Raw genomic sequence first — 25,669 nt, forward strand, 5'->3', positions numbered from 1 at the left:
GTGGGCTTCCGCTGCGAAATAATGTCTATTCAGCTTTATGCGCATTTCGGGAGATTACCATGTCGGACGCCGACACCAAGGAGATGGCGGAAAACGCCCGCAAGTACTGGTCCGCTGAGGGCTATACCGAAGGCGGTGTCATCCGCGAAGTCGACTACTCCACCCAGTCGGGCGGCCTCGATCCAATGTTCGAGGGTATTAAGATCGTCGATACCGACACGCACATCACCGAAGCGCCGGACCTCTTCACCAGCCGCGCACCTGCCAAGTACAAGGACAAGGTGCCGCACGTGAAGCTCGACAAGGACGGCGTCGAGCGCTGGTACGTTGGTGACCGCAACTTTGGCTCGATGGGCGGCAACGTCATCCGTGCCGACAACAACAAGCTGCTGGGCCGCCTCGCGTTCCCGAAGCTGGAGCAGGCCCATCCGGGCGGGCACCAGCTCAAGGAGCGCCTCCAGGCGATGGACGATATGGGCGTCTACGCGCAGATCGGCTTCCAGAACTCGGGCGTTACCCAGGCCGGATCTTTGATGTCGCTCGGCGACAACGACCTCGCGCTCGCTATCGTGCAGATGTACAACGACGCCTCCGCAGAGTTCCAGGAGGCCTCGGGCCAGCGCATCTTCAACATGGCGCACCTGCCTTTCTGGGACCAGAAGGCGATGGAGGCCGAAGCTCGTCGTTGCCATGACATCGGCCTGCGTGGCTTCGTGCTGCCCGACACGCCCGAGCGCGTCGGCGTGCCCAGCTTCATGCACGATTACTGGACCGGTTTCCTCGAGATGTGTGAAGCGACCGGCATGCCGCTCAACTTCCACCTCAACTCGGCGGTCGATCCCAACACGCTGACCTGGGAAGGCTTCCAGTTCGAGCAGACGCTGTCAGTCGTCGCGACGATGTTCTCGATCGGCAACGCGGCGACGCTGGGCAACTGGTGCGTCTCGGGCCGTCTGGACCAGCACCCCAAGCTCAAGATCGGTCTGATCGAGAGCGGCGCGGGCTGGGTACCCTTTGCCATCGAGGCGCTGGAGCACCAGTTCAACGAGATGCTGCCGCGCTTCTCCAAGACGCTTAACCGTCGTCCGGCCGAGTACTTCCGCGATCACTTCTGGTGCACCTTCTGGTTCGAGAAGGTCGCGCCCAAGATCCTGCTCGAGACGATCGGCTTCGACAAGGTGATGTTCGAGACCGACTTCCCGCACCCGACCTCGCTCTATCCGGGCGTGCAGGCGCACCTCAAGGACGTGCTCGGCGGCTACGACCGCACGGTCCAGAAGAAGGTGCTGCAGGACAACGCGGTCAAGCTTTACAACCTGCCGTTCTGATCAGATTCGCCGGACGGCGAGTTGAAAAAGGCCGGGGCACCATGTGGAGCCCCGGCTTTTTTGTGCCCAAGTTGTGCTCAGTGACGGAAGAACAGCGCCGCTGCGGCGACGTGGTTCATCTGGGTGCGCCCGCCGGTGCGGTCGATCGTCTGGTTGAGATAGCCAAGTTCGACAGTAGATGTGCCGGGCAGGCCGATCTCGGCGCCAATAAAGGTACGCAGCTGGTCGAAGCCGCCGCGTGCACCCCAGTCGGTATCGTTAAGCGCCACGAAGAGTTCTGAATAGACGAGGGCATTGACCGCATCGTCAGCCGGCCGCAGCGCTTTTTCGTAGCGCAGCATCTCGCGAACGCGCCAGGCGACGTCACTGCCGTCTGAGCGCCAGCGTTGTTCCAGCCGGGTACGCGAGGAGAGCTCTCCGCCGAGCGGCGTGCCAAGCCCCAGATTGAGCTGCTGGAAACTGCGCTCCTCATTGATGTCGCGCCCGCCTTCCACAGGCGAGACGATGTGGCCGTAGCCCTGATACACCGAGACCTTGGGCGAGAGTTTCCAACCCACCGCGCCCCGCAACAGCAAGGGGTCGATGCGCGACACTCCATCGCCGATCCGCGGCTGGACTTCGGCGAAATAAATCAGATTTCCCGAGAGGGGTCCCATGGCGGTAAGATTCAACCAGACCTGCTCGTCGTGCGACGTCTCGGCTATGGCAGGTTGCGTCAGGCTCGCGGCGACAAGAGCCACGAACGTGCGGGCGATAGAGCGTAGGCGGGGCATTTTTCCAGTTCTGCCTTGTTAGAAGGGGAGGTGGGTTGAAGGTCCGACAGATGCATGGCCCAGGCCGGCCACTCGTTACCATAGGACGCGCTCAGCGGCAGAAGCTGGCGGCGTCGGCTTCCAAGTGAAAATGGTTCCTGTGCGCCGCGTTGTAGGCTGGCCCCAAGGTGGTGCCGAAGCGCTTGCAGGCGCTGGCATGGATCACGCGGAGGAAACGGCGTTCGGCAGAGGTGCCGCCGTCCCAATCCTCGAGCACGGAAATACGCCGGCCGTCTTCCAATACGAAGCCGGAAACATCGATTGCGTTCGCGGTGGCATGGCCGGACAGGCGGCTGCTGCCAGCGACGGTGCGGCAGGAATAGCTGCCGAAAGTCTCGATCTTTGCCAGGCGCGAGCCGAGAATCTGCTCGGCAGCGCGATCGACGCCGAAGCGGGCCCATCCTGCGAACTGGCTGGCCATGTTGCAGGTTACGGGGCCCAGGTTGGAGAGGGCAAGCGAGGCCGTGTCGCTGCGCAGGCTGGTCAGACGTACCGTCCCCAGATTGCTGCAGCCACCGCCAAAGTACTGGTCCGCCACTGGCGTGAAGTTGGCACGTGTGGCCCCCAGTTGCGCCAGGCACTCGCGGGTCTCGGGCCGCGGCGACAGCAGGCCCTTTGACGGGCGCGTAGAATCCCGCCGAGACACCTGAGGCGAATCGACGCAGCCACTTACCGTGGCCGTCACAAGGAGGAGCAGCACAATGCTTCGCATGAAATTGTGTATCAACGAACAGGGTTCGTTTCGCCTTAACAGCTCCCGGTCGCAACCCCAATTCGAAAGAATGCATGGCGGCCGACCGCCGTGGAGCCGCAAACCATCGTGATTACGATTGACTTGAGCCCGCAGTTCTCTAGTTCGGGCGCCGGGCCACGCGGTCCCAACGCCGCGCGTGCTCTCTGTGAGGAGAGTCTTAAATGACTGAATACACCCGGCCGGACCGCAAGCCTGCGCGTCCGTATTTTTCTTCCGGCCCGTGCGCGAAGCCGCCCGGATACGCTCCCGAAAAGCTCGCGACTGAATCGCTGGGTCGTTCGCATCGTGCGAAGATCGGCAAGGCGCGCCTTGGCTTGTGCATCGACTTGATGCGCGAAGTGCTGCAGCTTCCCGACACGCACCGCATCGGCATTGTGCCTGGTTCCGACACCGGGGCCTTCGAAATGGCGATGTGGACGATGCTGGGCGCGCGCCCGGTAACGACGCTCGCGTGGGAGAGCTTTGGGGAAGGCTGGGTGACTGACGCTGTCAAGCAGCTCAAGCTGGACCCCACCGTGATCCGCGCCGACTATGGTCAGCTTCCCGATCTCGATCAGGTGGACTGGTCGAATGATGTGCTGTTCACTTGGAACGGCACCACCTCGGGCGTCCGCGTTCCGAATGGCGACTGGATCGCCGAGGACCGCGAAGGGCTCTCCTTCGCTGACGCCACCAGCGCTGTGTTCGCTTACGACATTCCGTGGGACAAGATCGACGTCGCTACCTTCTCCTGGCAGAAAGTGCTGGGCGGCGAGGGTGGCCACGGTGTCCTGATCCTCGGCCCTCGCGCTGTGGAGCGGCTGGAAAGCTACACGCCCGAGTGGCCGCTGCCGAAGGTGTTCCGACTCGTGTCGAAGGGCAAGCTGTCCGAAGGCATCTTCAAGGGTGAGACGATCAACACGCCCTCGATGCTTGCCGTCGAGGACGCGATTTTCGCGCTCGAATGGGCCAAGTCGCTGGGCGGCCTGCAAGGGCTCAAGGCGCGTTCGGATGCCAACGCCGCCGCGCTCGACAAGATCGTGCAGGAGCGGGATTGGCTTGGCCACCTCGCTGCCGATCCGGCCATCCGTTCCAAGACGTCCGTCTGCCTCACGGTGGAAGGCGCCGATGCCGACTTCATCAAGAAGTTGGCTGGGCTGCTCGAGAAGGAAGGCGCGGCTTATGACGTCGCCGGCTATCGCGATGCCCCTGCTGGCCTGCGCATCTGGTGCGGCGCCACTGTCGAGACCGCCGATATCGAAGCGCTCGGCCCCTGGCTCGATTGGGCCTACGCCGCGGCCAAGGCTGCTTAACATTCAGGTCGTCCCGGGCTTGACCCGGGACTGCTCTCCACGCGGCGCAAGCAATGCGTCCAGCGACGCCGGCCTGGTGCCGGGATGACCCAAGGACAGATCCCATGACCAAGCCCAAAGTCCTCATTTCCGACAAGATGGACCCCAACGCCGCCCGCATTTTCGAAGAGCGTGGCTGCGACGTCGATGTCATCACCGGCGAGACGCCCGAACAGTTGATCGCCCGCATCGGTGAGTATGACGGTCTGGCCATTCGCTCGTCGACCAAGGTGACGCAGGCCATTCTCGACGCAGCCCCCAACCTCAAGGTCATCGGCCGCGCGGGCATCGGCGTCGACAACGTGGATATTCCCGCAGCGTCGGCGAAGGGCGTAGTGGTGATGAACACGCCGTTCGGTAATTCGATCACGACGGCCGAGCACGCCATCGCCCTCATGTTCGCGCTGGCTCGCCAGCTTCCCGAAGCCAACGCGCAGACCCAGGCGGGGCTGTGGCCGAAGAACGGCTTCATGGGTGTTGAAGTCACCGGCAAGACGCTGGGCCTGATCGGCGCGGGCAACATCGGCTCGATCGTCGCCAGCCGGGCGCTGGGCCTGAAGATGAAGGTGGTCGCCTTCGATCCCTTCCTCACGCCTGAGCGTGCTGTGGAAATGGGTGTCGAGAAGGTGGACCTCGACGGGCTGCTGTCGCGCGCTGATTTCATCACACTGCACACGCCACTCACGGACCAGACCCGCAACATCCTCTCCGCCGAGAATCTGGCCAAGACCCGGAAGGGCGTGCGCATCATCAACTGCGCGCGTGGCGGGCTGGTCGACGAGGCGGCGCTGAAGGAAGGGCTTGATAGCGGTCACATAGCCGGCGCCGCGCTCGACGTGTTCCAGACCGAGCCCGCCAAGGACTCGCCCCTGTTCGGCACGCCCAACTTCATCTGCACCCCGCACTTGGGCGCGTCGACCACCGAGGCGCAAGTCAACGTGGCCTTGCAGGTTGCCGAGCAAATGGCCGACTTCCTGGTCAGCGGCGGCGTCACCAACGCACTCAACATGCCATCGCTGAGCGCTGAGGAAGCGCCCAAGCTCAAGCCCTACATGGCGCTAGCAGAGAAGCTGGGCAGCCTCGTGGGCCAGCTCACCCGCGATTCGGTGCCGCGGATCTCGATCCACACCGAAGGCGCCGCAACCGAGCTGAACCAGAAGCCGATCGTGGCGGCCGTTCTCGCCGGGTTCCTGCGCGTGCAGTCCGACACGGTGAACATGGTCAATGCGCCGTTCCTCGCCAAGGAGCGCGGTCTGGAAGTGCGCGAAGTAAAAACCGAGCGCGAGGGCGACTACCACACGCTGGTACGCGTCTCCGTCAAGACCGAAAGCGGAGAGCGTTCGGTGGCGGGCACGCTGTTCAACAACGTCGAGCCGCGTCTGGTTGAGATGTTCGGCATCAAGGTGGAAGCGGACCTCAGCGGCCACATGATGTACATCGTGAACGAGGACGCGCCCGGCTTTATCGGTCGTATCGGCACCCTGCTGGGAGAGAACGGCATCAACATCGGCACGTTCAACCTCGGTCGTCGCAACACCGGCGGGGAAGCAGTGCTGCTGCTCTCCGTCGACAGCCCGGTTTCTGAAAACGTGTTGAAGCAGGCCTGCGAGCTGCCCGGTGTGAAGATGGTGAAAGCACTCTCGTTCTGAGCTCCTCATGCCCCTCCCGCTTGCGGGAGGGGCCAAGCGGCGCGTTTGTTTGTCCTGAAGCGCGACATGGATTACAGGCCGCTCGGCCCTCCGGCAGGGGAGGGGATACGATAGACAGGGCTGAACTCCTTTGATGCACGATAACGATCGCGATCTTCTGCCCGAGGGTCTGGGCGACCGGCTGCCGGCCCAAGCTGCGGCAGCCATTCGCGTGCGCCGCGGGGCGCTCGATGTCTTCGCCTCCCACGGCTACGACCGGGTCGATACTCCGACGATCGAGTTCGAGAAATCGATGGCCAGTCGCATGGCTGGCGTGCAGCCGCGGCGCATGTTCCGCTTCGTCGATCCGGTCTCGCTGCGTACTCTGGCCCTGCGTTCGGACATCACCGTGCAAGTCGGTCGTGTAGCCGCGACCAGCCTGGCCGCTCGCCCACGTCCCCTGAGGCTGTGCTATTGTGGGCAGGTAGTCACCATCAAGGGCGATGGTCTCGATCCTGCGCGGGAGCACTTGCAGCTTGGTGCCGAGCTGGTCGGCAGCGATAGCGTGGCGGCGGCGGCCGAAGTGGTAGCGATCGCCATCGAAGCGCTGGAGTGCGCTGGTGCGACCGGCATCTCCATCGATTTCACGCTGCCCGATCTCGTCGATACGCTCGCTGCTGAAGCTCTACCTCTTGCGTCCAGCCAGATCGAGGCGGTACGCCGGGAACTGGACGCGAAGGATGCTGGTGGGCTCGTCGATGCCGGTGGCTCGGCTTACTTGCCGCTGCTCTACGCCGTGGGGCCTTTCGAAGAAGCGATCGCGCGGCTGACGGCGTTCGATGCAGGCGGTGCGCTGGCAAGCCGGATCGCGGGCTTGCGCGAGATCGCGGCGCGGATCGATGGACGCGCGCGCGTGACGCTCGATCCCTCGGAGCGCCATGGGTTCGAGTATCAGTCCTGGTTCGGCTTCATGATCTATGCGCAAGGCGTGCAGGGTGCACTCGGGCGGGGCGGAACCTACCGCATTCTGGGGCAGACCGGCGAGGGCGAGCCGGCGACAGGTTTCTCGCTTTACCCGGATCGCTTGATTGAACTGTTGGCCGAGACAAACAGCGAAACTGCTGCGCTTTTCCTGCCTGCCGGTCACGACCCGGTGATTGCGGCTCGTCAGCGCGCGATCGGTTGGCGAACCGTTGCGGCGCTTTCAGACGAAGACGATCCAATCGCGTTGGGCTGCTCGCACCGGCTCGAAGGGGGCGAGGCGATCCCGCTGTAGGCCGCCGGCCATGCTTCAATGAAAGTCATGGCTGCGGATAGGCACGATATCTTCCGCCCCTTGCAAGTTGCCGAACGGCGGAGAGGCAAGCGTGCGGCCTCTCGGAAAGTGAGGGTCGCGGGGATCGGGACCACTGGCGTGAGAGGCGCCGTCGCCGCGCCCCGGCGTTACTGCGAAGTCCATGCGCCCGATCGAGCGCAGCATGGCATCATGGTCGGCGATCCGGTCGCAAATAATGTGGATGACCTCGCCTTCCTTCTGAAGACGTCCGCGCATCGCGATCATCGAAGCTGACATGATCTGGCGCCGGTAGGCTTCGAACGTCTTTTGCCAGAGAATGCCCTGGGCGACGCCGCTCTCGTCCTCGATCGTCACGAAGAGCACGCCCTTGGCCGAGCCGGGACGCTGGCGCACGAGAATGACGCCGGCCACTTCGACATTGCGGCCGTCACGGATCGACGGGAGATCGGCGCAACGGACGATGCCCATGGCATCAAGTTTACCGCGTAGGAATTGCACCGGGTGGCCGCGCAGCGAGAGCTGCAGCGAGCGATAGTCCTCCACCACCTCGCGTCCGGCGCCCATCGCCTGGAGCGCCACGGCTGGCTCCAGGCCCTCGGGCAAGAAACCGCCCTCACGCGCATCGGCTGCTGCGAAGAGGGGGAGCGGCGCTTCGCCCAAACCCTTCACCTTCCAGAGGCCCTGGCGGCGATCCTCGGCAATGCAGTGGAAGGCATCGGCCTCGGCCAGCCGCTCGATGGCGGCACGCGGGACGCCCGCGCGGCGCCAGACTTCCTCGACGCTGTCGTAAGTACCCGGCCCGCGTGCGGCGACGATCGTCGCACCATGGATATTGGCCAGGCCGCGAACCTGCCGCAAGCCAAGGCGCACCGCCCTGTAGCGGCCCCGGCCGGGTTCCAGAGTGCAGTCCCAGTGACTGTGGTTTACCGAGACGGGCCGCACCTCCACGCCATGGTCGCGTGCATCGCGGACGACTTGTGCGGGGGCGTAGAAGCCCATGGGCTGCGCATTGAGCAGGGCCGCGCAGAAGACGTCGGGATGGTGATACTTCATCCAGCAGGAGGCGTAAGCGATCTTGGCGAACGATGCGGCGTGGCTTTCGGGGAAGCCGTAGCTTCCAAAACCCTCGATCTGCTTGAACGTCCGTTCGGCGAAATCCCCAGGGTATCCGCGCGAGACCATCCCGCCCACCAGCTTGTCGTAGAAGTGGCTGACTCCGCCCGTGAGCTTGAACGTGGCCATCGCGCGGCGAAGCTGGTCAGCCTCTTGCGCCGTGAACCCGGCCCCAACGATGGCGACTTTCATGGCCTGCTCCTGAAAAAGCGGCACGCCCAGCGTCTTTCCCAGGACATCGCGGAGTTCGGGACGGGGATATTCGGCCTTCTCCTTGCCTTCGCGGCGGCGAAGATACGGGTGGACCATATCGCCCTGGATCGGTCCGGGGCGCACGATCGCGATCTGGATGACGAGATCGTAGAACTCCTTGGGCTTCATGCGCGGCAGCATCGACATCTGCGCGCGAGACTCGATCTGGAAAGTGCCCAGCGTGTCGGCCTTCTGGATCATGGCGTAGACTTCGGGATCATCGTGCTGAAGATCCGCCATCGTCACCTTGATGCCCTCTTTCTGCTCCAGCAAGTTGAAGGCGCGGTTCATGCAGCCCAGCATGCCGAGGCCCAGGACATCGACTTTCATGAACTTGAGCGCGTCGATATCGTCCTTGTCCCACTCGATGATCTGACGGTCCTCCATGCGGGCCGGCTCGATCGGGACGAGATCGTCGAGCCGGTCCTGCGTGAGCACGAAGCCGCCGGGATGCTGGGACAAATGCCTGGGCGTGCCGATGAGCTGGCGAGCCAGTTCCAGCGTCAGCTTCAGCCGATGGTCTTCGGCATTGAGGTTGAGGCTTTCGATCTGCTCTTGCGGGATGCCGTCCATGCTCCAGCCCCAGACGAGGCCGGTCAGCATCTTGGTGAGGTCACGCGGGAGGCCCAAGGCCTTGCCGACTTCGGCGACGGCTCCGCGCGTGCGATAACGGGTGACGACGGCGGTTAGCGCCGAGCGGTCGCGTCCGTACGTCTCGTAGATCCACTGGATGATGTCCTCGCGTCGCTCATGCTCGAAATCGACGTCGATGTCGGGCGGCTCCTTGCGCTCTCCCGAAACGAAGCGCTCGAACAGCAGCTGGTGGTGGATGGGATCAATCGAAGTGATGCCGAGCAGATAGCAGACGCAGCTGTTCGCCGCCGATCCGCGCCCCTGGCACAGGATGCCACGGCGGCGGCTCTCGGCGACGATGGAATGGACGGTCAGGAAATAGGGGGCGTAGCCCAGCTGGTCGATCAGTCCGAGCTCATGGTCGATCTGTTGGCGATACGAAGCCGGTACGCCACCAGGAAATTTCGCCGCTGCCGCGTCTTGGGTGAGCGTGGCCAGCGCCTCTTGCGCGGTTCGGCCTTCCATCACCTCCTCGTAAGGGTACTGGTACTGGATCTCGCCCAGATCGAAGGTGCAGGCACGCGCAATCTCAGCGCTGGCTTCCACGGCATCGGGAAAGGCGGCGAAGCGGCGCTCCATTTCCTCCGGAGACTTCAGATCGCGGTCCATGAACCGCTCGCGCCGGAATCCCAGCTCGTCGATCGTGCACTTCTCGCGGATGGCGCTGACCACATCCTGCAGCGGTCGCCGATCAGGGCTGTGATAGAGTACGTCGCCTGTCGCGACGCTGCCTATGCCGGTCTTGCGGGCCAGGCCGTTTAGCCGGTGCAGGCGCTCGGCATCGTCGGGACGGCGCCGCAGCGAGAGCGCGCAATATCCCCGCACGCCGAACACATCGTGGATATCGCGCAGATGCGTGGCCGTGGCCTCATCGGGCATGTCCGGCACGAGGATGCCGACCATGTCTTCGGAATGAGCGGCGACATCGGCCCAGTCCAGAACGCACCGGCCCTTGCCGCCGCGCGCCTTGCCGATCGAGAGCAGGCGCGTAAGCCGCGACCAGGCGGCGCGGTTGGAAGGATAGAGCAGCAGCACGCGCCCGTCGGTCAGGCACACACGCGTGCCGGCGATCATCCGGCACCCCGTGGCCTTCTGCCCCTCCCATCCGCGCACGATACCGGCGACAGAGTTCCAGTCCGCCAGACCGAGCGCCTTGTGCCCGAGCAGCGCTGCCGCTGCGAACAGCTCTTCAGGCGACGATGCGCCGCGCAGGAAGGAGAAGTGGCTGGTGACTTGCAGCTCGACATAAGTCGCCATCAGCCGAACACCCCGTGCATGTACCAGCTGAGATCCCCGGTGGACGGTTCGACGCCATCCCCCCGGCGGAACAGCCAGAAGCGTAACCCCCCTTCCGCCTCGACTCGGAAGTAGTCCCGCACCGCCCACATCTCGCGAGCGTTGCGCCACCACTCGCCATGCACGCGCTCCGGGCCGTCGCCGGCGACGACGCGGTAGTCGCACCGGCGCCAGGTGAAACGGCGGGGCGGATGGTCGGGCAGCAGCGCCACCACGTTGGAGAGCGTCTCGGGCCGTTTCAGCAAGCGCACCGGCCGCTTCCAGGCGGGCCATCCCTGGGGGACGATAAGCGGCGGCACCCGCATCATCGCGCGTTCCGGCACATCGCTTTGGCGCGATGACATGCGGAAGAGGGCGGAAGCGCCAGCGCGGGTGCCGAGTTGATCGATCAGCGGCGCAATGTCGCGCATCTTGCTGGAGGTCTCGATCAGCACGCCCGCCGCCTGTGCGCCCAGCGGTTCGTGGTGCGGAACCGTGAGGTGCATCGCCTCGATCCCCATCCCGGGATCGAGTTCGGCCATCTTTAGGGCAAACATGCGCTTCAGGTGCCGGTCGTCGCGCGTCGCGCGAGAAGCCCCTACGCCCAGGCGCTGAGCCTCTCCGTCGACGCGATCTGCAGTCAGCAGGACGGTGCGCGCACCCAGGCCGCGCGTGCGCAGGTGCGCCACGAGATCATCGACGAGATCGCCAATCACGTGCGCGATGCTCTCAGGCGTGCCGATGGGTTCGAGCAAGCGGCGCGTCACCCGTGGGGCATCGGTGGGCACGACGGGAATGATCGGCTCGGCAAGGCTCCCCCGCGCCTGGTCGAGCCGTTCGACAGTCCGCAGGCCCAACCGGCGCGCGAGCGGTCCGCGTGGCATGGAATAGAGATCGGCGACCCGCTCCAGCCCGAACCTTGCGGCCGCGACAAGCGCCTCCGGTTCGAGACGAAGCGCGGCGAGCGGGAGGTCGGCGATGGCCTGGGCTTCCTCGCCGACACCGAGGAGAGTGACGGCCTTGCCGCTGAAGCGGGCGAGTGCATGCGCCGTGCCCAGGGTGCCCGCGACCGCGATGCAGGCGGTGAAACCAAGCCGTCTCAGGAACGCGAGCAAGCGGCGGCAGAAGCGCTCCTCGCCGCCGAACAGATGTGTCGTGCCGGTGAGATCGAACCACAGGCCGTCTGGACCCGAGACGCAGGCGGTTGGCGTCCAGTGGCGAGCTGCGTGGAGCGCGAGGCGGTCCAGAAAGGCCTGGTCCGCATCGGGTTCGGCATCGCAAACCCTGAGGCTAGCGACGAGCGCGCGTGCATGAGCGGCCGCCATGCCGGGACGAAGGCCCAGCTCCAGGGCAAGGGGGCAAGCGGCAGTGATCACATCGCGCTGGCTGATGCGCGTGATGAGGACAGTCGGACGGTCCCATAGCGCAGACCTTGTCGGCAACGCAGCGACTGCGGTGGCCTTGCCATCGTCGGCAGGCATGGCCTTGAAGGGATGCTCGGCATGTTCGCTGCGGCGGCCCATCTCGCGCATGGTCGGCCGCTGGTGTGCCGGCAAGGCATCGAGGTCCGACTGGGACGGCCTGCGACCAAGCGCTTCGTCGCGGGCCCAACGCGCGCCCGGACGCCAGCCTCCGCCTCTCGGAACCGAGCAGGCACCGGGATCGTCGTCAATGGGCGGCGGGAAGCGCGGCTCGGGCGCCAGGCGTACTTCAGGCGGCGTGGCTGGCCGCTCGTTCCTGCGCAGCCGTTCGATCGACAGCTGCGGCAGGAAGAGCGAGGCGACCCTGTGCATCGCACGCCTCCAGTTCGAGAGTGAAGGATTGGCCGTTGCGCTGGCGCACCAGCTCGACCTGCCAGCGGGGCCGCCCGACACCGGGCCAAGGCAGATGCTCGGAGGCGAGGCAGCCGATCCGCCAGCGTGTCATCGCCGAGGAGGGCGTGCTGAGCGGGCAGCGCTCGCGCGATCGGTGGCGCCGATAGAGCAGCATCGGCGTCTGGCCATCGGAAGCTGCGAGTTGCAGGCGGCGGGTCGCGGTCATGTCAGCCGATTTCACTTCGGCAACCACGCAGGCGAGCGATCCATCGCGCAGTGCGTCTTCGGCGAGAGCAAGGACTTCGGCGTCCTTGCGGCCCTGACCGTAGAGAACTTTGTCAGGGCCGAGGCCGACTTGCTCCAGACCCGGCGCATAGAGGTCGAACGTGGTCGCGGTCCACAACACGGTGCAGCCCGGCTGCTCGCTCAATCTGGCAGCTATTCCTGCTACGAACAGAGTTGCGGCGGCATCATCGTTGAGGCTGGCTGACGCCGCCGCCACCTCATGCAGCCCACCTGTATCAAGGCCATGGTCGGCAAGCTTCTCGTCGATCTCGGGCAGACCGAAGCCGAGGGCAGGGCCGCGCTCAGCCTGTGTGGCCGACAGCTCGGCGCGCAGGACGGAAAGCATCTCGGCCGGAGACCGGGGCAGGGCAGATGATTGGACAGGCACAGATCAGAATCGACTCACTTGTTCCCTTTATGTTCCAATGAATTGGGTTGCGCGTCAAGCGTGTGCCGGGGGTGAGGTGCGCCAACCCACAGGCAAATTTGCCTCATCGGAAAAACGAAAGGGGAGGAGCACCGACTGGCGCTCCTCCCCTTCCATGCTTCCAAGCGATGGAAACGCTAACTCAATATCCGCTGCTGTTCTCAGTCGAGCCGCCGCCGGATGAGGCCGCAGGTGCTGCACCGGGCACGCCGAGGAAGTCGCCTTCTTCGCCGAACCAGTTGCGGAACTCCAGGAAGCCCGGAATTCCCTTGAAGGTGCTGTTCGCTTCCCGATCGACTTCCACGTGGATCACGGCCGGCTTGCCGGAAGCGAGCGCGCGCTCGATGGCAGGCGCGATCTCCTCAAGCTTGGTGACGTATTCGCCATGCGCGCCGAAGCTTGCGGCCGTAAGGTCGAGGCGAACTTCGTTCCCCCAGCGGGCTTCAGGCGTGGATGTATTCTCACCCAGGTTCGCCTTGTAGGACGCAGCCTCGATGCCCCACGCATGGTCGACCGCGACGATGCAGAGGAGCGGCAAGTTCTTGCGCACCGCGGTTTCCAGCTCCGAGATGTGGAACAGGAAGGCGGAGTCGCCCGTCAACAATGCGACCCGGCGCTTGTCCCCGACCGCGAGCTGCGCGCCCAGAGCCATGGGCAGACCGTTTCCGATTGCGCCCCAGTTGGAGCTCCACATGGAATCGCGCGGGGTCCACTGCAGAAGAGCGGAGAACCACATGCTCGCCGCGCCGCCATCACGCACCAGGATCGTGTCCTCCGGCAACGCTTTCGTGGCCTCGATCGCGAGGCGCCCGGTGTGGATGGGCTGCGAGGTTGTCGGCACCGTATCCATAAGCGCCTGCTTGACGTCGTCACGGGTCTTCTTCCACTCGGCCAGCTTCGCAGCGGGTTCGCGCTTCAGGTCGCCCAAAGCATCGTTGAGTTGTGGCATGATGTCGCGCAGATCGCCGACCAGCGGCACATCGATGGGCCGGTTGACGCCGATGGCGGTGGCGTCACGCTCGACATAGATCCACTTGCGGTTCTGGTTGCCTTCCTTCCAGGCATGACCACGGCCATAGTTGAGCGCCTCGCCCAACTCGGTGCCGATTGCCAGCACCACGTCGGAGTTCGAGGCAATCTGCGCCCCTGCCTCCGAGCTGTAGGCAAAGGTGCGGTCGTCCATGCCGGGCAGGACTGCCTCTACAGCGTTGGACTGGAGAATCGGGCAGTTCAGCTTTGCTGCCAGCTCTGTCGCGATCGCATGCGCGCGGCTGACGAAAACGCCCTGCCCGTAGAGCAGGACCGGGTTCTTCGCGTCCTTCAGCAGTGCGACCGCTTCGGCAACCGACACATCATCCGCACGCTGGCGCACCAGGCGATAGCGATTGGGGGTGAGGACGGGAGAACCGTCGAACTTGGCCTGCATTACGCCGAGCGGCAGTTCGACGTAGGTGGGTCCGGGCACGCCGGTCAGGGCCTTGCGGAATGCTTCCTGCACGATCTCGTCGGTCTGGCCGGGATACTCGATAACGCCTGTGTATTTCACCGCGTTCTCGAACAGCGGCGGCTGGCTCATGTACTGCATCTTGCCGCGGCGGACGCGCTGTTCGTAGAAGCGCTGGCGCTGCGCCATGAGGAAGATCGCGGGGACGTTCTCCTTGAGCAGGAAATTGGCGCCTGCCGCGATGTTGCCGACGCCAGGGCCTTTGTTGACGCACAGCACGGGGATCTTGCCCGTCATCCGGTAGTAACCGTCGGCTGTGAGAGCCATGGCTTCCTCGTGGTGCGGTGAAACGACCCGCATGCCGCGCTTTTCGGCTTCGACGAACAGTCCGAAAAAGCTCGGGTCCGGTATGCCGAACAGCGTATCGACCCCTTCTGCCTGGAAAAGATCGAGCAGGCGTTCATACATTGTTTGTGTCGTCATATCGGGCCCATTGCTGAAGTGCGCAGAAGCAGGTCCGCGCGAGTGATCGAAACGCTGTGCCTGATAAGCGCATCCAGCCGCGAACGACAACCCGTCGTTCATTCCTGATCGAGCGCCCTGGCGGTATTCGAGAAAGAATCGAAAAGAGACGCCGCGTGATTCCCGCTTTTGCTAAAGTGAAGCAGTGTTATCCTTGTCTCCGCATCTTTGCTGACTCCGACAGGATGTGAGGCTTACAAGTCGATACCGATTTGTGCGCGCACGCCGGCACGAAAGGCGTGTTTCTCATCGCGGATGGTACTGACGGTATCGGCAAGCGCGATCAGTTCGTCATGCGCTGCTCTGCCCGTGATGACGACGTGCTGCATGGGCGGCCGATCGCGGATCGGCGGCAGCACTTCATCCAGCGAGAGATACCGATAGTTGATGAGGTACGTCAGCTCATCAAGAACCACTAACGAGACCTCCGGGTCGGCAAGAGCGAGCTTGGCCTTCTCCCACCCGGCTTGCGCCATAGCGATATCGCGCCGGCGATTCTGCGTCTCCCAGGTGAAGCCTTCGCCGCAGTTCTCCCAGCTTACGCCGGGCTGGCGAGCAAGAAAGGCGCGTTCACCCACATCTTCCTTGCTCTTGATGAACTGAAACACCGCCGCCGTGCGCCCGTAGCCTAGCGAGCGCGCGACCATGCCGAAGGCGCTCGAAGACTTGCCTTTCCCGTTCCCGGTGAGGACCAGCACCAAGCCCTTGTCGACTTTGGCGGCGGCGATGCGAGCATCGACGACAGCCTTGTGCTTGCGGCTGCGTTCCTCGTGTCTGCGTTCCTCTTGAGTGAGGTCTGCCTCCTCGCTCACTTTGCAGCCCCGTCGCGCAAACCCGGACGAGCGGTGATGAGCGCGGCATAGAGCACGGCGGCAACGCCTGACCAGAGCAAGGTCGCCAGCAAAGTGCCGGGGAAGTAGCGCTGAATCCGGGGCAGGAACTCGGCAATGGTCGGATCCGGGTAGCGGCCGCCGAGGAAGTAGAACCCGCCGCTGGAGAAGAGATTGGAGACGAATGCGGAGATTACCAGCAGCGCGGCCGCGGCGAAAAGTGCGGAGAGCCGCTCACCCAAGCGCTCGGCCACGAAGCGACCCGCGAACCACATCACTCCGTAGGCGGGAAGCAGCATCCAGTATGCGGGCGTGAAGCAGAAGCCGGAGCCGCCGAGAACGTAGATCTTCACGACATCTATGGCGAAGCCGAGGGCAAACAGCCCCGCGAAGGCCATTGGACGCCGCACGAAGTATCCAAGCACGAAGAAGCTCGCGAGGCTGGTGTCGGGCAGATGCACCACATGGCTGAGCGAGTGCGTGCGGGTGATGAGCATGACGGCGGCGAGCGTGGCGAATGTCGCCAGCTCGAAGCGCGGCGACTGCAAGGAAAGACGACGGTCCATAGAGGGTCTCCGGTCAGGGCTGTGGAAGAGCGCGCCCGCAGCTGGCGCGCGATCACGTGAAGGAAGCAAGGCAAAGCGACAGCTGCCGTCTCTAGCAGGTCAGCGTTTGGACATAACGTACGGCTCCCCTTCGACGCGACACACGAATGTCGTCCGCCAAGGGTCTTGCCCGCATTGTGCGAGCCCCTCGTTCGCTCGGTTCATCCCGCCCGCGCGAAGGAACGACGGCATCAGGCCGGTTTCCTGACTTCCGGATCAAACACGCTGGTCGCCGCCTTCTCGGGAGTAAGCCTCCCAATGGCATCGTGGCGATGCGCTCACCGGTCACAGTTGCGGGAGCAGTGCTGGTCTCCAGCGGACAACGCCGCCAGCCCCAGACTTCCCGATTAAGCCCCTTCGGGCACCCGATACGCGAGCCGCGATAAGCCATGTCTCGGCGAGCGGCAAGCTTCAGCCACTTGCATGCAGCGTATGTCCGGGATAGGGGCCGCGCCGCGACAGGTTCCCTGCGAAGGGATCAAAAGGGAACTCGGGTGAAAGCCCCGGGCTGCCCCTGCAACTGTAAGCGGTGAGCCATCCGGCCATTTCGCCATTGGGACTTCCCAGTTCTGAGAAGGCGGCCGGAACGGTGCTGACCCGCAAGCCAGGAGACCTACCTGACGCAGTCGTTCTTCATCCGGGCAGGGTGCACCGGGTGTTCGAGGGCCCTCGCCACAAGCAGGGTCGCCCCTCGTGCAACGACAGCACTGCCTTGCCGGGAAACCGCGCAAGGGGCGTCATGTCGTGCCCTGCGTACGGGGCAAGCGCGCACGTTCCCTTGCGACGGTCGACCGGCAGGTTCGACGCCGTTTGCTGGAAGGGACTTCATCTTGCCTCGTATCACTTCTCTGGCCGCTGTTCCGGTCATCACGCTGCTTCTCTCCGCTCCCGCTTACGCCGACGAGGCGCCGGATCAGAGCATCGTCGTCAGCGCCTTCCGCGCTCCCGTCTCCCAGGAACGCAACTCCTCCAGCGTCACTGTCCTTGACGAAGAGGCTATCATTGAGGAGCAGCCGATCGCTGTCTCCGACATTCTCCTGCGCACGCCCGGCATCAGCCTTTCACGCAACGGCGGCTACGGCGCTGTTACATCGTTGCGGATTCGCGGCGCCGACGCCGGGCAGACCGTCATGGTGATCGATGGCATGCGCTTGTCCGATCCCTCATCCACCGCTGGCGGATATGGCTTCTCGAACCTGATGCTCGACGACATCGAGCGCATAGAAATCCTGCGCGGCCCGCAGTCGATCCTGTGGGGTAGCGATGCGATCGGAGGCGTGGTCCACGTCACCACACGCCGGCCCGAGAAGCCGCTTGAAGGCAGCATTGCACTCGAAGGAGGAAGCAACGAAACCGTTTCTGCTCGCGCAGGTATCGGCGGCACGAGCGAGGCTATCGACTGGCGCCTGGCAGGCTCCACCTTCACCACTGACGGGATTTCTACGCGCGCCAACGGCACCGAGGACGACGGCTATTCCCGCCAGGCTGCAAGCGGTACGGTGACGGTGCGGCTGGCAGAGGGTGTCTCGCTCGATGTGCGGGGCTACTGGGCCGAAGCTCGCAACGACTTCGATGACTTCAGCGGCGATAGCAGTGCCTATGGTGTGACCGAGGAATGGTCTGGCTACGCAGGCCTCAACTTTGCACTGCTCGGCGGCAAACTGGTGAACCGGCTCGCAGTGCTCCAGACCGAGACGGACCGCGAGAACTACGATCCATCACGCCGCGTCCGTCAGATCACCTTCGATGCGCAGGGCAGAGTCCGGCGGTTCGAATACCAGGGTACTTACCGCGCCTCCGAGGCGCTGGGCGTTGTTTTCGGAGCCGAGCGCGAGGAGCAGCGCATGACCACGGCTTCGCCATCGAACACTCTTGCGCCTTATACGCTGGTCCCGAGCGAGGCCGACACCGACAGTCTCTATGGGCAGGTCCGGCTTACGCCGGTTGCCGGTCTCACACTGAATGCAGGCGCGCGCTACGATCACCAGTCGCGCTTTGGCGACAACACGGTGCTCAGCGCCGGCGCTGTCTACACTCCCAACGACGGCGCCACAATTCTGCGCGCCAGTTACGACGAAGGCTACAAGGCGCCTTCGCTTTACCAGCTCTTCAGCGCCTATGGTGTCGCCGATCTGGGACCTGAGAAGGCGAAGGGCTGGGAAGTCGGCCTTGAGCATCGCTTTGGGGAGATCTTTGAAGCCTCGGCGACCTGGTTCCAGCGCGATACCGACAACCTCATTGACTTTGCGTATTGCCCGACCACTGGCGCCCAGCCGCCGATCTGCTTCATCCCGGGCACCGCTACGAGCCGTTTCGGGTACTACGCCAACATCAAGGAGAGCCGCGCTCGCGGGCTCGAACTGGCCGGCTCGGCTCGCTGGAACGTGCTCTTCGTGGAGGGCAACTACAGCTGGATCAAGGCTGAGGACCGCAGCGATGACAGCGCCTTCTATGGCCGCCAGCTCGCCCGTGTGCCGCGCCATCTCGCCAACCTGGAGGGCGGCGTGGAACTTCCCTCCGGTCTGCGGGCCAGCGTGGCGGCGCGCTATTCGGGCGAAAGCTTCAACAACGCCAGCAGCGCCGAAGTGCTCGACGACTACTGGCTTGTCGACTTGCGGGCGCAGTGGCGCGTGAGCGAAGCGCTGATCTTGCAGGTACGCGTCGAGAACGTTGCGGACGAGGATTACCAGACGGCAAGCGATTATTCCTCCCTCGGCCGCACGGTCTACCTTGGGCTGAGGAGCCGCTTCTAATGCTTCAACCCGTAGAGCCTGGGCCAGCGGTCGTGGTCTGTTCAACGTGCCGAGCCTCCGCCGAAGCGCGCGAGGATGAAGGGGGACGGCGCGGAGGCGCGCTGCTCGCTGAAGCCATGCGCGCGGTGCAAGAGGAGACGCCAGAGCTGGCCGGGGTGGCCGTGCAGGAAATGCCGTGCCTGTTCGCCTGCCAGCGGTATTGCACCGTCCACATCCGGGCGTCGGGTAAGGTCGGATACGTCCTGGGTGACTTCACGCCCGACCGAGAAGCCGCCCGCGCTATCCTCACATATGCCACCCGGCACGCGGCCAGCGAGGAAGGCGTGGTGCGTTATGCGGAGTGGCCGGACGGCGTGAAAGGCCATTTCATCGTGCGCACCCCGCCCGAGGGGCACCTTTGCACATGATCGCGTTTGCAGACGCTCGCGCTTTCCTGGCTGCACTCGACGGTCTGCCGTCTCCCTCGGCTGCTGCCACGGCAGCCGCAAAGGAGCGACAGGCAGAGTTGACCAAGCCCGGCGGCTCGCTTGGCCAGCTTGAGGACCTCGCGATCTTCATGGCGGGATGGCAGGATACGCCCCGCCCACGCGTGGATCGGGTTAAGGCTGTGGTCTTCGCTGGCAATCATGGCGTTGCCGCCAGAGGCGTGAGTGCCTTTCCGGTGGAGGTGACCGCTCAGATGGTCGCGAACTTCGCTGCCGGGGGAGCGGCCATCAATGTGCTCGCCCGCACATGCGGTGCGGAGTTGTCGGTCGTCCCGCTCGACCTCGATCGCCCCACCGGCGACATCGCGCAGGAGCCGGCGATGACAGAGGCGGAATGCCTTGCCGCTTTGAACGCGGGTGCTGGGGTGGTCACTTCGGACACGCAACTGTTGCTGGTGGGCGAGATGGGCATAGGCAACACCACGCCAGCGGCAGCCATCTGCGCCGCGGCGTTTGAAGGGAATGCCGGGCAATGGTGCGGCCGCGGCAGCGGGGTGGATAGCGCCGGTCTTGCGCGCAAGATCGATGCGGTGGAGCAAGCGCTGGCGCTTCACCGGGCGGACTGCCGCGATCCCTTCGAAACTCTGCGCCGGCTCGGCGGCCGGGAGATCGCGGCCATGGCCGGAGCCATGCTAGCGGCACGGTTGCTGCGCCTGCCGGTTCTGCTGGATGGTTTCATCGCCTGCGCGGCCATCGCTCCGCTGGTGGCGAGGCAACCTGAGTTCACTTCGCACTGCATCGCCGCGCATTGCTCCGCCGAGGGCGCTCACCGGCTTCTGCTGGAGCGCTTTGAACTGGAGCCGCTGCTGGATCTCGGATTGCGACTGGGCGAGGGAAGCGGCGCTGCACTGGCGGTCCCGCTCGTGCGCGCAGCCCTTGCCACTCACAACGAAATGGCCACCTTCGCCGAGGCTGCCGTCACGAGCGGCGGGTGAGCGCGCGCATTGTCCACCTGCTGCGGCATGGGCCGCCGCTGCACTCCGGGCTTCTGCTCGGCCATACCGACATGCCGGCTCTCAACTCTGATTGCCCCCAGATGAGAGCGCGGGTGGAACACCTCCGGATTGATCAGGTGGTCGCGTCAGATCTCACGCGCGCGGCGGAGCAAGCGAAGATACTAGCGGACCACTTTCAGGTGCCGCTCACCCTGGACGCGAACTGGCGGGAGCTTTCTTTCGGGGCGTGGGACGGTTTGGCGGCGCAAACCATAAATCAAGCCGCTCTCACAGCATTTTGGGACGATCCCGATGCAGCGCCACCTTCGCAAGGAGAGCGCTGGTCGGACCTGCGGACCCGAGTCTCCGTTGCGCTTGATGCTTTGGCTACAGACACTCTCGTGGTGGCTCACGGGGGCGCCATGCGTGCTGCGGTGTCGGTGCTGACAGGGCTCGACCATCGCGGGGTCTGGGCCATCGATCTTCCGTACCGGGGGCTGCTTAGCCTCTGCATCTGGAAAGACGGCTCCGGCCAGGTCACGGGCCTCAGGACATGAAGCCGCTCGTTCTGGCGATCCAGTTCATGACGAGGCTGCCGCTCCCCAATATCGCAGCCGAAGCGCGGCATATGGCGCTTGCCATCCGCTGGTTTCCTGTTGCCGGGCTGCTTGTCGGCCTGTGCATTGCCGGGGCCGCCTGGGTGGGGCTGCAACGGGACCCTTGGGCTGGTTCGCTGCTGGCCTTGCTCGCCTGGACCGGCATCACCGGCGCGCTCCACCTGGATGGCTTGGGAGACATCGCCGATGCCGCCGGTGCCGCGCATGCGGACAGTAGCCGCATCTCCAGTGTGCTGGCAGACCCGCACATCGGCAGCTTCGGAGTGACGGCCATTGCCTTGCAGCTTGTGGCCAAGCTGATCCTCCTGCGCCTTGCGCTTGACATGCCCACGTTCGGCGCTCTTGTCGCGGTGCCGGTGCTCGCACGAGTGGGACCGCTGTTCTGGACGCTGACACTGCCTCCCCTCCATCAGGGGATCGGCAGTACGTTTGGAGCCGGCGCGACCTGGAAAGCCTTTGCCGTGTGGCTGCTTGCGTTCTCGACAGCGGCCTGGTTCCTGGGACCGGCGCTCCTCGCTGCGCTGCCTGCCATCGCTTTGTGGAGCTTGTGGCTGCACCGCTGCATTGGCGGGATCTCAGGAGACGGGCACGGCGCCGGCATTGAACTCGTCGAGACCATCACGCTGGCCACAGTGGTGTTCCTGCGATGAGCGAGCCTCTCCCGTTCCATGGTGGCCGCATCAGCGATGCTTGCGCGAGGTTCGGTGGAAAGGCTGAGGACTGGCTGGACTTGTCGACCGGCATAAACCCGAATGCCTGGCCGCCGCCTGACTTTGCTTCGCCGGACTGGCGCGCCTTGCCCGATCCAGGCGAACTGGCGCGTCTGGAAAGCACGGCCGCCGCATACTTCGGAACCGATCCTTCTCTGTGCCTGGCGGTGCCGGGAAGCGAAGCGGGCCTTCGAGCGGTCGCTCGTATCCTGCGCCTGCCTGCCCGCCACTTACCGCTGACGTATAGCACGCACAAACAGGCGTTTGCGCACGCGGAGCCGATCACCGGAATAGAGGGCGCCGGCCGCTCGCCCTCGGTACTGGTGCTCGCCAATCCGAACAATCCGGACGGGGCTCTGATACCCCGCGAGGTGCTGCTTGCCGCGCTGGAGAAGCAGGAGCGGTATAGTGGCTGGCTGATCGTGGACGAAGCCTTCGTCGATTGCGCGCCCGAGTGGAGCGTCGCCGACTGCGTTACCGAGAACCGGCGCCTGATCGTCACGCGCTCGTTCGGAAAGTTCTTCGGCTTGGCAGGCGTGCGGCTTGGCTTCGTCCTTGCTCCCTCCGATGTGCTGGCACAGCTACGGCAGATGCAGGGGGAGTGGCCGGTCTGCGCGGCTGCGCTGAGTTTCGGGACTCGCGCCTACGCGGACTCCGACTGGATCGCTCGAACACGCGCCGCCTTGCCTGCCGCCGCAGCGCAACTGGATGAAGTGCTTGTGCGCCATGGATTGGCGCGGCGCGGAGGGAGCCCCTTGTTCAGGCTCGTAGAGGCATCGCGGGCGGCGCAGGTTTTCACCGCACTTGCCAATCTGCGCATTCTGACTCGCCCGTTCGCCGACCATCCGCAACTGCTGCGCTTCGGTCTGCCGAGGGATGTCGAGGATCTGGCGAGGCTGGACACAGCACTCGGCCAGACGGACGGCCATGGCTGAGCCGGTTGCTCTCGCAGCTTTGGCGCTCGATGCCGCACTGGGCTGGCCCATGCGGCTGTATCGCGTCGTGGGGCATCCGGTCGGCGCATTTGCCCGTATCATCGTCGGTTGTGAGCGACGCTGGAACTTGCCCGGTGCGCCACAACGCCGGCGGCGGTTCCTGGGCCTGATGACCTTGCTGCTGCTGATCCTGACCGCCGCAGGCCCGGCGGCACTGGCTGAATGGACCATCCGCACCTTCGCCGGATCGTGGGCTTGGCTGTTCGTGGCCATCTTGGCGTGGCCGGCGCTGGCGCAGCGCAGCTTGCTCGATCACTATCGTCCCATAGAGGCTGCCTTGTCGAACGGCGACTTACCCGCAGCCCGCAGCGCTGTGGGCATGATCGTCGGTCGCGATACAGCAGCCTTGGACGAACCGGCCATCGCGCGTGCTGCCATCGAGAGCCTGGCAGAGAGTTTCTGCGACGGCGTGATCGCACCGCTGTTCTGGCTGCTCGTGCTGGGATTGCCGGGAGCCTGGGCCTACAAGGCGATCAACACCGCCGACAGTCTTATCGGCCATCCCGAAGAGTCCTTGCGCGCTTTCGGCTGGGCCAGTGCCCGCTGCGACGATGTGGTCAACCTGATTCCGGCTCGGATTTCCGGAGTGCTGATCTGCCTTGCCGGAGCGGGCGGTTGGCGCGTGCTCCGTCGCGACCACGCCAAGCACGCGTCGCCTAACGCTGGCTGGCCTGAAGCCGCGATGGCTGGCGCCCTGGACGTGCGTCTCGCCGGCCCGCTGCGCTATGACGGCATGCTCGCCGCAAAGCCATGGATCGGGGGAGGGGGCGAGGCGGATATCGCAGCCATGCGCAAGGCGCGGGCGATTTTTGTGCGGGCCTGCGCATTGGCATGGGTCTTGTCCGGGAGTGTGCAATGGCTGCTTTGATGCTGCAGGGGACCGGTTCCGACGTCGGCAAGTCGGTGCTGGTGGCGGGGCTGTGCCGCGCGCTCGCCAATCGTGGCTTGCGGGTGCTGCCGTTCAAGCCGCAGAACATGTCGAACAATGCCGCCGTAACCGTAGACGGAGGAGAAATCGGGCGCGCACAGGCGCTTCAGGCGATTGCCGCGCGGGCGCCGCTTCACACCGACATGAATCCGGTGCTGCTCAAGCCCCAGGCCGACCGCACTTCGCAGCTGATTGTCCATGGACAAGTGCGGGGTACTCTGGGATCCGCCAACTTCCGCGAGGCGAGACGCAACTTGCTTCCCGAAGTTCTGCAGAGCTGGGAGCGGCTGCGCCAACGCTGTGACGTGGTGGTGATCGAGGGCGCGGGATCGCCTGCCGAGATCAACTTGCGCGAAGGCGATATCGCCAACATGGGCTTCGCGCGGGCGGCTAACGTGCCCGTGGTGCTCGTCGGCGATATCGACCGCGGCGGCGTCATCGCCTCACTGGTCGGCACGCGCGGGGTCATCGATCCCGACGATGCAGCGATGATCGGAGGCTTCATTGTCAACAAGTTCCGGGGTGACCCCGCGCTGTTTGCTGACGGCTATGCAGCCATCGAAGACAGGACCGGCTGGCGCGGCTTCGGGCTCGTGCCCTGGCTCTCATCCGTTGCACGCTTGCCGAGCGAGGACGCAGTCGTCCTTGAAAGGGGAAGGCGCCGCGACACCGATCGTGTGCTCGTGGCATGCCCCATGCTTCCGCGCATCGCCAACTTCGACGATCTCGATCCCTTGAAAGTCGAACCTCGTGTCGAACTGGCGATGATCCCTCCCGGTACGCCTCTGCCGGCGGAGGCGGCGCTCATCGTCCTTCCGGGTTCGAAGGCCACGATCGCCGACATGAACTTCATGCGCGAACAGGGCTGGGATATCGATATCCTGGCGCACCGTCGGCGCGGGGGCATGATCCTGGGTATCTGCGCGGGGTACCAGATGCTCGGCCGCATGATCGCGGATCCCTTGGGCGTCGAGGGCCCGGTAAGCTGTACGACTGGGCTGGGGCTGCTGGATGCCGAAACCGTATTGGGCTCACGCAAGACGCTGACTCAGGTCGCTGGCGTCGCTTTCTCGCAGCAGTTCGAGGGTTACGAGATGCACATGGGTACCACCAGCGCCCCCCTCGGAGCGCAGCCGTTCGCGACGCTGGACGGCGATAGGCCGGATGGCATGATGTCCGCCGACGGCCTCGTAATGGGGACGTACTGCCACGGTTTGCTTGCCTCGGGCGATCTGCGGCGCGCTCTGCTCAGCCACATCGGTGTGCGAAGCAACGGCGCGGATCACGATGTTGTGGTCGAGGGGGCGCTGGAGGAATTGGCGCACGGACTTGAGCGCCATTTGGATATCGACGGTCTGGTCGCTCTTGCGATGGAGCAGCGCGGATGAGAACCCTGTTCGTCATCGGCGGAGCGCGATCGGGCAAAAGCCGCTATGCGCAAAGCCGGATCGAGGCCGTCCCCGGCGCCCTGGCTTTCATCGCCACCGCGCAAGAGCGCGATCCCGAGATGGCGCAGCGCATTGCCCATCACCGCGCAGACCGCGGTCCGCGCTGGATTGCCTACGAAGCGCCGCTGGATTTGCCGGAGGCTATCCATCTTGCGCAAACGCAAGCCGACGCAATCCTGGTCGATTGCCTGACACTGTGGCTGTCCAACCTGATGTTGGTCGATCGCGATCTTGATGCGGCCGCAGCCGCACTGGAGCGAGAGGTGCTGCAGTGCCGCGTGCCGCTGGCTCTGGTCACGAACGAAGTCGGCCAGGGAATAGTGCCCACCAATGCGCTTGCCCGGCGATTCCGCGATGAAGCGGGTCGCCTTAATCAGCGCATGGCTGCAGCGGCCAGCGAAGCTGTGCTGGTGACGGCGGGGCTCGCCCTTCGACTGAAGTAGGAGGT

At 64.7% G+C, this 25,669-nt stretch carries 21 protein-coding genes and 2 riboswitches; of the genes, 13 read left to right on the forward strand and 8 right to left on the reverse strand.

Annotation, left to right across the window (positions count from 1 at the left end; translation table 11 throughout):
• The first annotated feature begins 59 nt into the window (after positions 1–59).
• Positions 60–1,328, forward strand: coding sequence for an amidohydrolase family protein (locus ABVV53_RS02390; RefSeq protein ID WP_353982721.1), 1,269 nt, complete (start codon positions 60–62; stop codon positions 1,326–1,328).
• A gap of 77 nt (positions 1,329–1,405) precedes the next feature.
• Here ABVV53_RS02390 and ABVV53_RS02395 read toward each other — a convergent pair whose 3' ends face one another.
• Both ABVV53_RS02395 and ABVV53_RS02400 read right to left on the reverse strand, forming a co-directional pair.
• Entirely contained in the window at positions 1,406–2,101 is a 696-nt protein-coding gene (locus ABVV53_RS02395) for a DUF2490 domain-containing protein (RefSeq protein WP_353982722.1), read from the reverse strand.
• Positions 2,102–2,192: 91 nt separating this feature from the next.
• Positions 2,193–2,852, reverse strand: coding sequence for an extensin family protein (locus ABVV53_RS02400; RefSeq protein ID WP_353982723.1), 660 nt, complete (start codon positions 2,850–2,852; stop codon positions 2,193–2,195).
• Positions 2,853–3,055: 203 nt separating this feature from the next.
• On the opposite strand from ABVV53_RS02400, the gene ABVV53_RS02405 reads away from it, so the two are divergent.
• From ABVV53_RS02405 to ABVV53_RS02415, 3 genes are all read left to right on the forward strand, one after another.
• The gene (locus ABVV53_RS02405) at positions 3,056–4,186 is read left to right on the forward strand and encodes a phosphoserine transaminase (RefSeq protein WP_353982724.1); all 1,131 of its coding nucleotides are present in this window, start codon (positions 3,056–3,058) and stop codon (positions 4,184–4,186) included.
• 104 nt (positions 4,187–4,290) lie between these two features.
• Entirely contained in the window at positions 4,291–5,874 is a 1,584-nt protein-coding gene (gene serA / locus ABVV53_RS02410) for a phosphoglycerate dehydrogenase (protein ID WP_353982725.1), read from the forward strand.
• Positions 5,875–6,007: 133 nt separating this feature from the next.
• Positions 6,008–7,129: an ATP phosphoribosyltransferase regulatory subunit gene (locus tag ABVV53_RS02415; protein WP_353982726.1), complete on the forward strand. Its 1,122-nt coding sequence runs from the start codon at positions 6,008–6,010 to the stop codon at positions 7,127–7,129.
• A 15-nt stretch (positions 7,130–7,144) separates the two neighbouring features.
• Here the strand turns inward: ABVV53_RS02415 and ABVV53_RS02420 are convergent, their stop codons facing one another.
• From ABVV53_RS02420 to ABVV53_RS02445, 6 genes are all read right to left on the reverse strand, one after another.
• Complete coding sequence (locus ABVV53_RS02420) at positions 7,145–10,405, reverse strand: error-prone DNA polymerase (protein WP_353982727.1); 3,261 nt, start codon at positions 10,403–10,405, stop codon at positions 7,145–7,147.
• Positions 10,405–12,216 carry a Y-family DNA polymerase gene (locus tag ABVV53_RS02425; protein WP_353982728.1) on the reverse strand — a complete coding sequence of 604 codons (1,812 nt, stop codon included), beginning with the start codon at positions 12,214–12,216 and terminating at the stop codon, positions 10,405–10,407. Before ABVV53_RS02425 ends, ABVV53_RS02420 begins: the two co-directional genes overlap by 1 nt.
• Positions 12,134–12,910: an ImuA family protein gene (locus ABVV53_RS02430; RefSeq protein WP_353982729.1), complete on the reverse strand. Its 777-nt coding sequence runs from the start codon at positions 12,908–12,910 to the stop codon at positions 12,134–12,136. The genes ABVV53_RS02425 and ABVV53_RS02430 overlap by 83 nt, the downstream gene beginning before the upstream one ends.
• Positions 12,911–13,091: 181 nt before the next feature.
• On the reverse strand, positions 13,092–14,876 hold the full coding sequence (locus ABVV53_RS02435) for a thiamine pyrophosphate-binding protein (RefSeq protein ID WP_353982730.1): 1,785 nt from the start codon (positions 14,874–14,876) through the stop codon (positions 13,092–13,094).
• Between the two features lie 233 nt (positions 14,877–15,109).
• Complete coding sequence (gene cobO / locus ABVV53_RS02440) at positions 15,110–15,727, reverse strand: cob(I)yrinic acid a,c-diamide adenosyltransferase (protein ID WP_353982731.1); 618 nt, start codon at positions 15,725–15,727, stop codon at positions 15,110–15,112.
• Positions 15,724–16,311, reverse strand: a complete 588-nt coding sequence (locus ABVV53_RS02445) for a hypothetical protein (RefSeq protein WP_353982732.1) — start codon at positions 16,309–16,311, stop codon at positions 15,724–15,726. Before ABVV53_RS02445 ends, cobO begins: the two co-directional genes overlap by 4 nt.
• A gap of 216 nt (positions 16,312–16,527) precedes the next feature.
• Positions 16,528–16,734: riboswitch (cobalamin riboswitch) on the reverse strand.
• Positions 16,735–16,793: 59 nt separating this feature from the next.
• Positions 16,794–16,985: riboswitch (cobalamin riboswitch) on the forward strand.
• Positions 16,986–17,180: 195 nt separating this feature from the next.
• Between ABVV53_RS02445 and ABVV53_RS02450 the strand changes: the two genes are divergently transcribed.
• The 9 genes from ABVV53_RS02450 to cobU are packed head-to-tail and all read left to right on the forward strand — an operon-like array spanning position 17,181 to position 25,664.
• Positions 17,181–19,103, forward strand: coding sequence for a TonB-dependent receptor plug domain-containing protein (locus ABVV53_RS02450; RefSeq protein WP_353982733.1), 1,923 nt, complete (start codon positions 17,181–17,183; stop codon positions 19,101–19,103).
• Positions 19,103–19,510, forward strand: a complete 408-nt coding sequence (locus tag ABVV53_RS02455) for a DUF1636 domain-containing protein (RefSeq protein ID WP_353982734.1) — start codon at positions 19,103–19,105, stop codon at positions 19,508–19,510. Before ABVV53_RS02450 ends, ABVV53_RS02455 begins: the two co-directional genes overlap by 1 nt.
• Complete coding sequence (gene cobT, locus ABVV53_RS02460) at positions 19,507–20,523, forward strand: nicotinate-nucleotide--dimethylbenzimidazole phosphoribosyltransferase (RefSeq protein ID WP_353982735.1); 1,017 nt, start codon at positions 19,507–19,509, stop codon at positions 20,521–20,523. Before ABVV53_RS02455 ends, cobT begins: the two co-directional genes overlap by 4 nt.
• Positions 20,520–21,080, forward strand: coding sequence for a histidine phosphatase family protein (locus ABVV53_RS02465; RefSeq protein WP_353982736.1), 561 nt, complete (start codon positions 20,520–20,522; stop codon positions 21,078–21,080). Before cobT ends, ABVV53_RS02465 begins: the two co-directional genes overlap by 4 nt.
• Positions 21,077–21,790 carry an adenosylcobinamide-GDP ribazoletransferase gene (locus ABVV53_RS02470; RefSeq protein WP_353982737.1) on the forward strand — a complete coding sequence of 238 codons (714 nt, stop codon included), beginning with the start codon at positions 21,077–21,079 and terminating at the stop codon, positions 21,788–21,790. Before ABVV53_RS02465 ends, ABVV53_RS02470 begins: the two co-directional genes overlap by 4 nt.
• On the forward strand, positions 21,787–22,785 hold the full coding sequence (locus ABVV53_RS02475) for a threonine-phosphate decarboxylase (protein ID WP_353982738.1): 999 nt from the start codon (positions 21,787–21,789) through the stop codon (positions 22,783–22,785). The genes ABVV53_RS02470 and ABVV53_RS02475 overlap by 4 nt, the downstream gene beginning before the upstream one ends.
• Complete coding sequence (gene cbiB / locus ABVV53_RS02480) at positions 22,778–23,713, forward strand: adenosylcobinamide-phosphate synthase CbiB (protein ID WP_353982739.1); 936 nt, start codon at positions 22,778–22,780, stop codon at positions 23,711–23,713. Before ABVV53_RS02475 ends, cbiB begins: the two co-directional genes overlap by 8 nt.
• Positions 23,701–25,161 carry a cobyric acid synthase gene (locus tag ABVV53_RS02485; protein WP_353982740.1) on the forward strand — a complete coding sequence of 487 codons (1,461 nt, stop codon included), beginning with the start codon at positions 23,701–23,703 and terminating at the stop codon, positions 25,159–25,161. The genes cbiB and ABVV53_RS02485 overlap by 13 nt, the downstream gene beginning before the upstream one ends.
• Positions 25,158–25,664, forward strand: coding sequence for a bifunctional adenosylcobinamide kinase/adenosylcobinamide-phosphate guanylyltransferase (gene cobU, locus ABVV53_RS02490; protein ID WP_353982741.1), 507 nt, complete (start codon positions 25,158–25,160; stop codon positions 25,662–25,664). The genes ABVV53_RS02485 and cobU overlap by 4 nt, the downstream gene beginning before the upstream one ends.
• The last annotated feature ends 5 nt before the right edge of the window (positions 25,665–25,669 follow it).

It is taken from the genome of Novosphingobium kalidii (assembly GCF_040534015.1).
Taxonomy (GTDB): domain Bacteria; phylum Pseudomonadota; class Alphaproteobacteria; order Sphingomonadales; family Sphingomonadaceae; genus Novosphingobium; species Novosphingobium kalidii.

Coding starts and splice junctions, on each gene's coding strand:
- ABVV53_RS02435 (WP_353982730.1), bottom strand. CDS start 14,876: ATGACGACACAAACAATGTATGAACGCCTGCTCGATCTTTTCCAGGCA.
- ABVV53_RS02415 (WP_353982726.1), top strand. CDS start 6,008: ATGCACGATAACGATCGCGATCTTCTGCCCGAGGGTCTGGGCGACCGG.
- ABVV53_RS02455 (WP_353982734.1), top strand. CDS start 19,103: ATGCTTCAACCCGTAGAGCCTGGGCCAGCGGTCGTGGTCTGTTCAACG.
- ABVV53_RS02475 (WP_353982738.1), top strand. CDS start 21,787: ATGAGCGAGCCTCTCCCGTTCCATGGTGGCCGCATCAGCGATGCTTGC.
- cbiB (WP_353982739.1), top strand. CDS start 22,778: ATGGCTGAGCCGGTTGCTCTCGCAGCTTTGGCGCTCGATGCCGCACTG.
- ABVV53_RS02420 (WP_353982727.1), bottom strand. CDS start 10,405: ATGGCGACTTATGTCGAGCTGCAAGTCACCAGCCACTTCTCCTTCCTG.
- ABVV53_RS02485 (WP_353982740.1), top strand. CDS start 23,701: ATGGCTGCTTTGATGCTGCAGGGGACCGGTTCCGACGTCGGCAAGTCG.
- ABVV53_RS02390 (WP_353982721.1), top strand. CDS start 60: ATGTCGGACGCCGACACCAAGGAGATGGCGGAAAACGCCCGCAAGTAC.
- ABVV53_RS02445 (WP_353982732.1), bottom strand. CDS start 16,311: ATGGACCGTCGTCTTTCCTTGCAGTCGCCGCGCTTCGAGCTGGCGACA.
- ABVV53_RS02395 (WP_353982722.1), bottom strand. CDS start 2,101: ATGCCCCGCCTACGCTCTATCGCCCGCACGTTCGTGGCTCTTGTCGCC.
- cobT (WP_353982735.1), top strand. CDS start 19,507: ATGATCGCGTTTGCAGACGCTCGCGCTTTCCTGGCTGCACTCGACGGT.
- serA (WP_353982725.1), top strand. CDS start 4,291: ATGACCAAGCCCAAAGTCCTCATTTCCGACAAGATGGACCCCAACGCC.
- ABVV53_RS02425 (WP_353982728.1), bottom strand. CDS start 12,216: ATGCACAGGGTCGCCTCGCTCTTCCTGCCGCAGCTGTCGATCGAACGG.
- ABVV53_RS02405 (WP_353982724.1), top strand. CDS start 3,056: ATGACTGAATACACCCGGCCGGACCGCAAGCCTGCGCGTCCGTATTTT.
- ABVV53_RS02400 (WP_353982723.1), bottom strand. CDS start 2,852: ATGCGAAGCATTGTGCTGCTCCTCCTTGTGACGGCCACGGTAAGTGGC.
- cobU (WP_353982741.1), top strand. CDS start 25,158: ATGAGAACCCTGTTCGTCATCGGCGGAGCGCGATCGGGCAAAAGCCGC.
- ABVV53_RS02470 (WP_353982737.1), top strand. CDS start 21,077: ATGAAGCCGCTCGTTCTGGCGATCCAGTTCATGACGAGGCTGCCGCTC.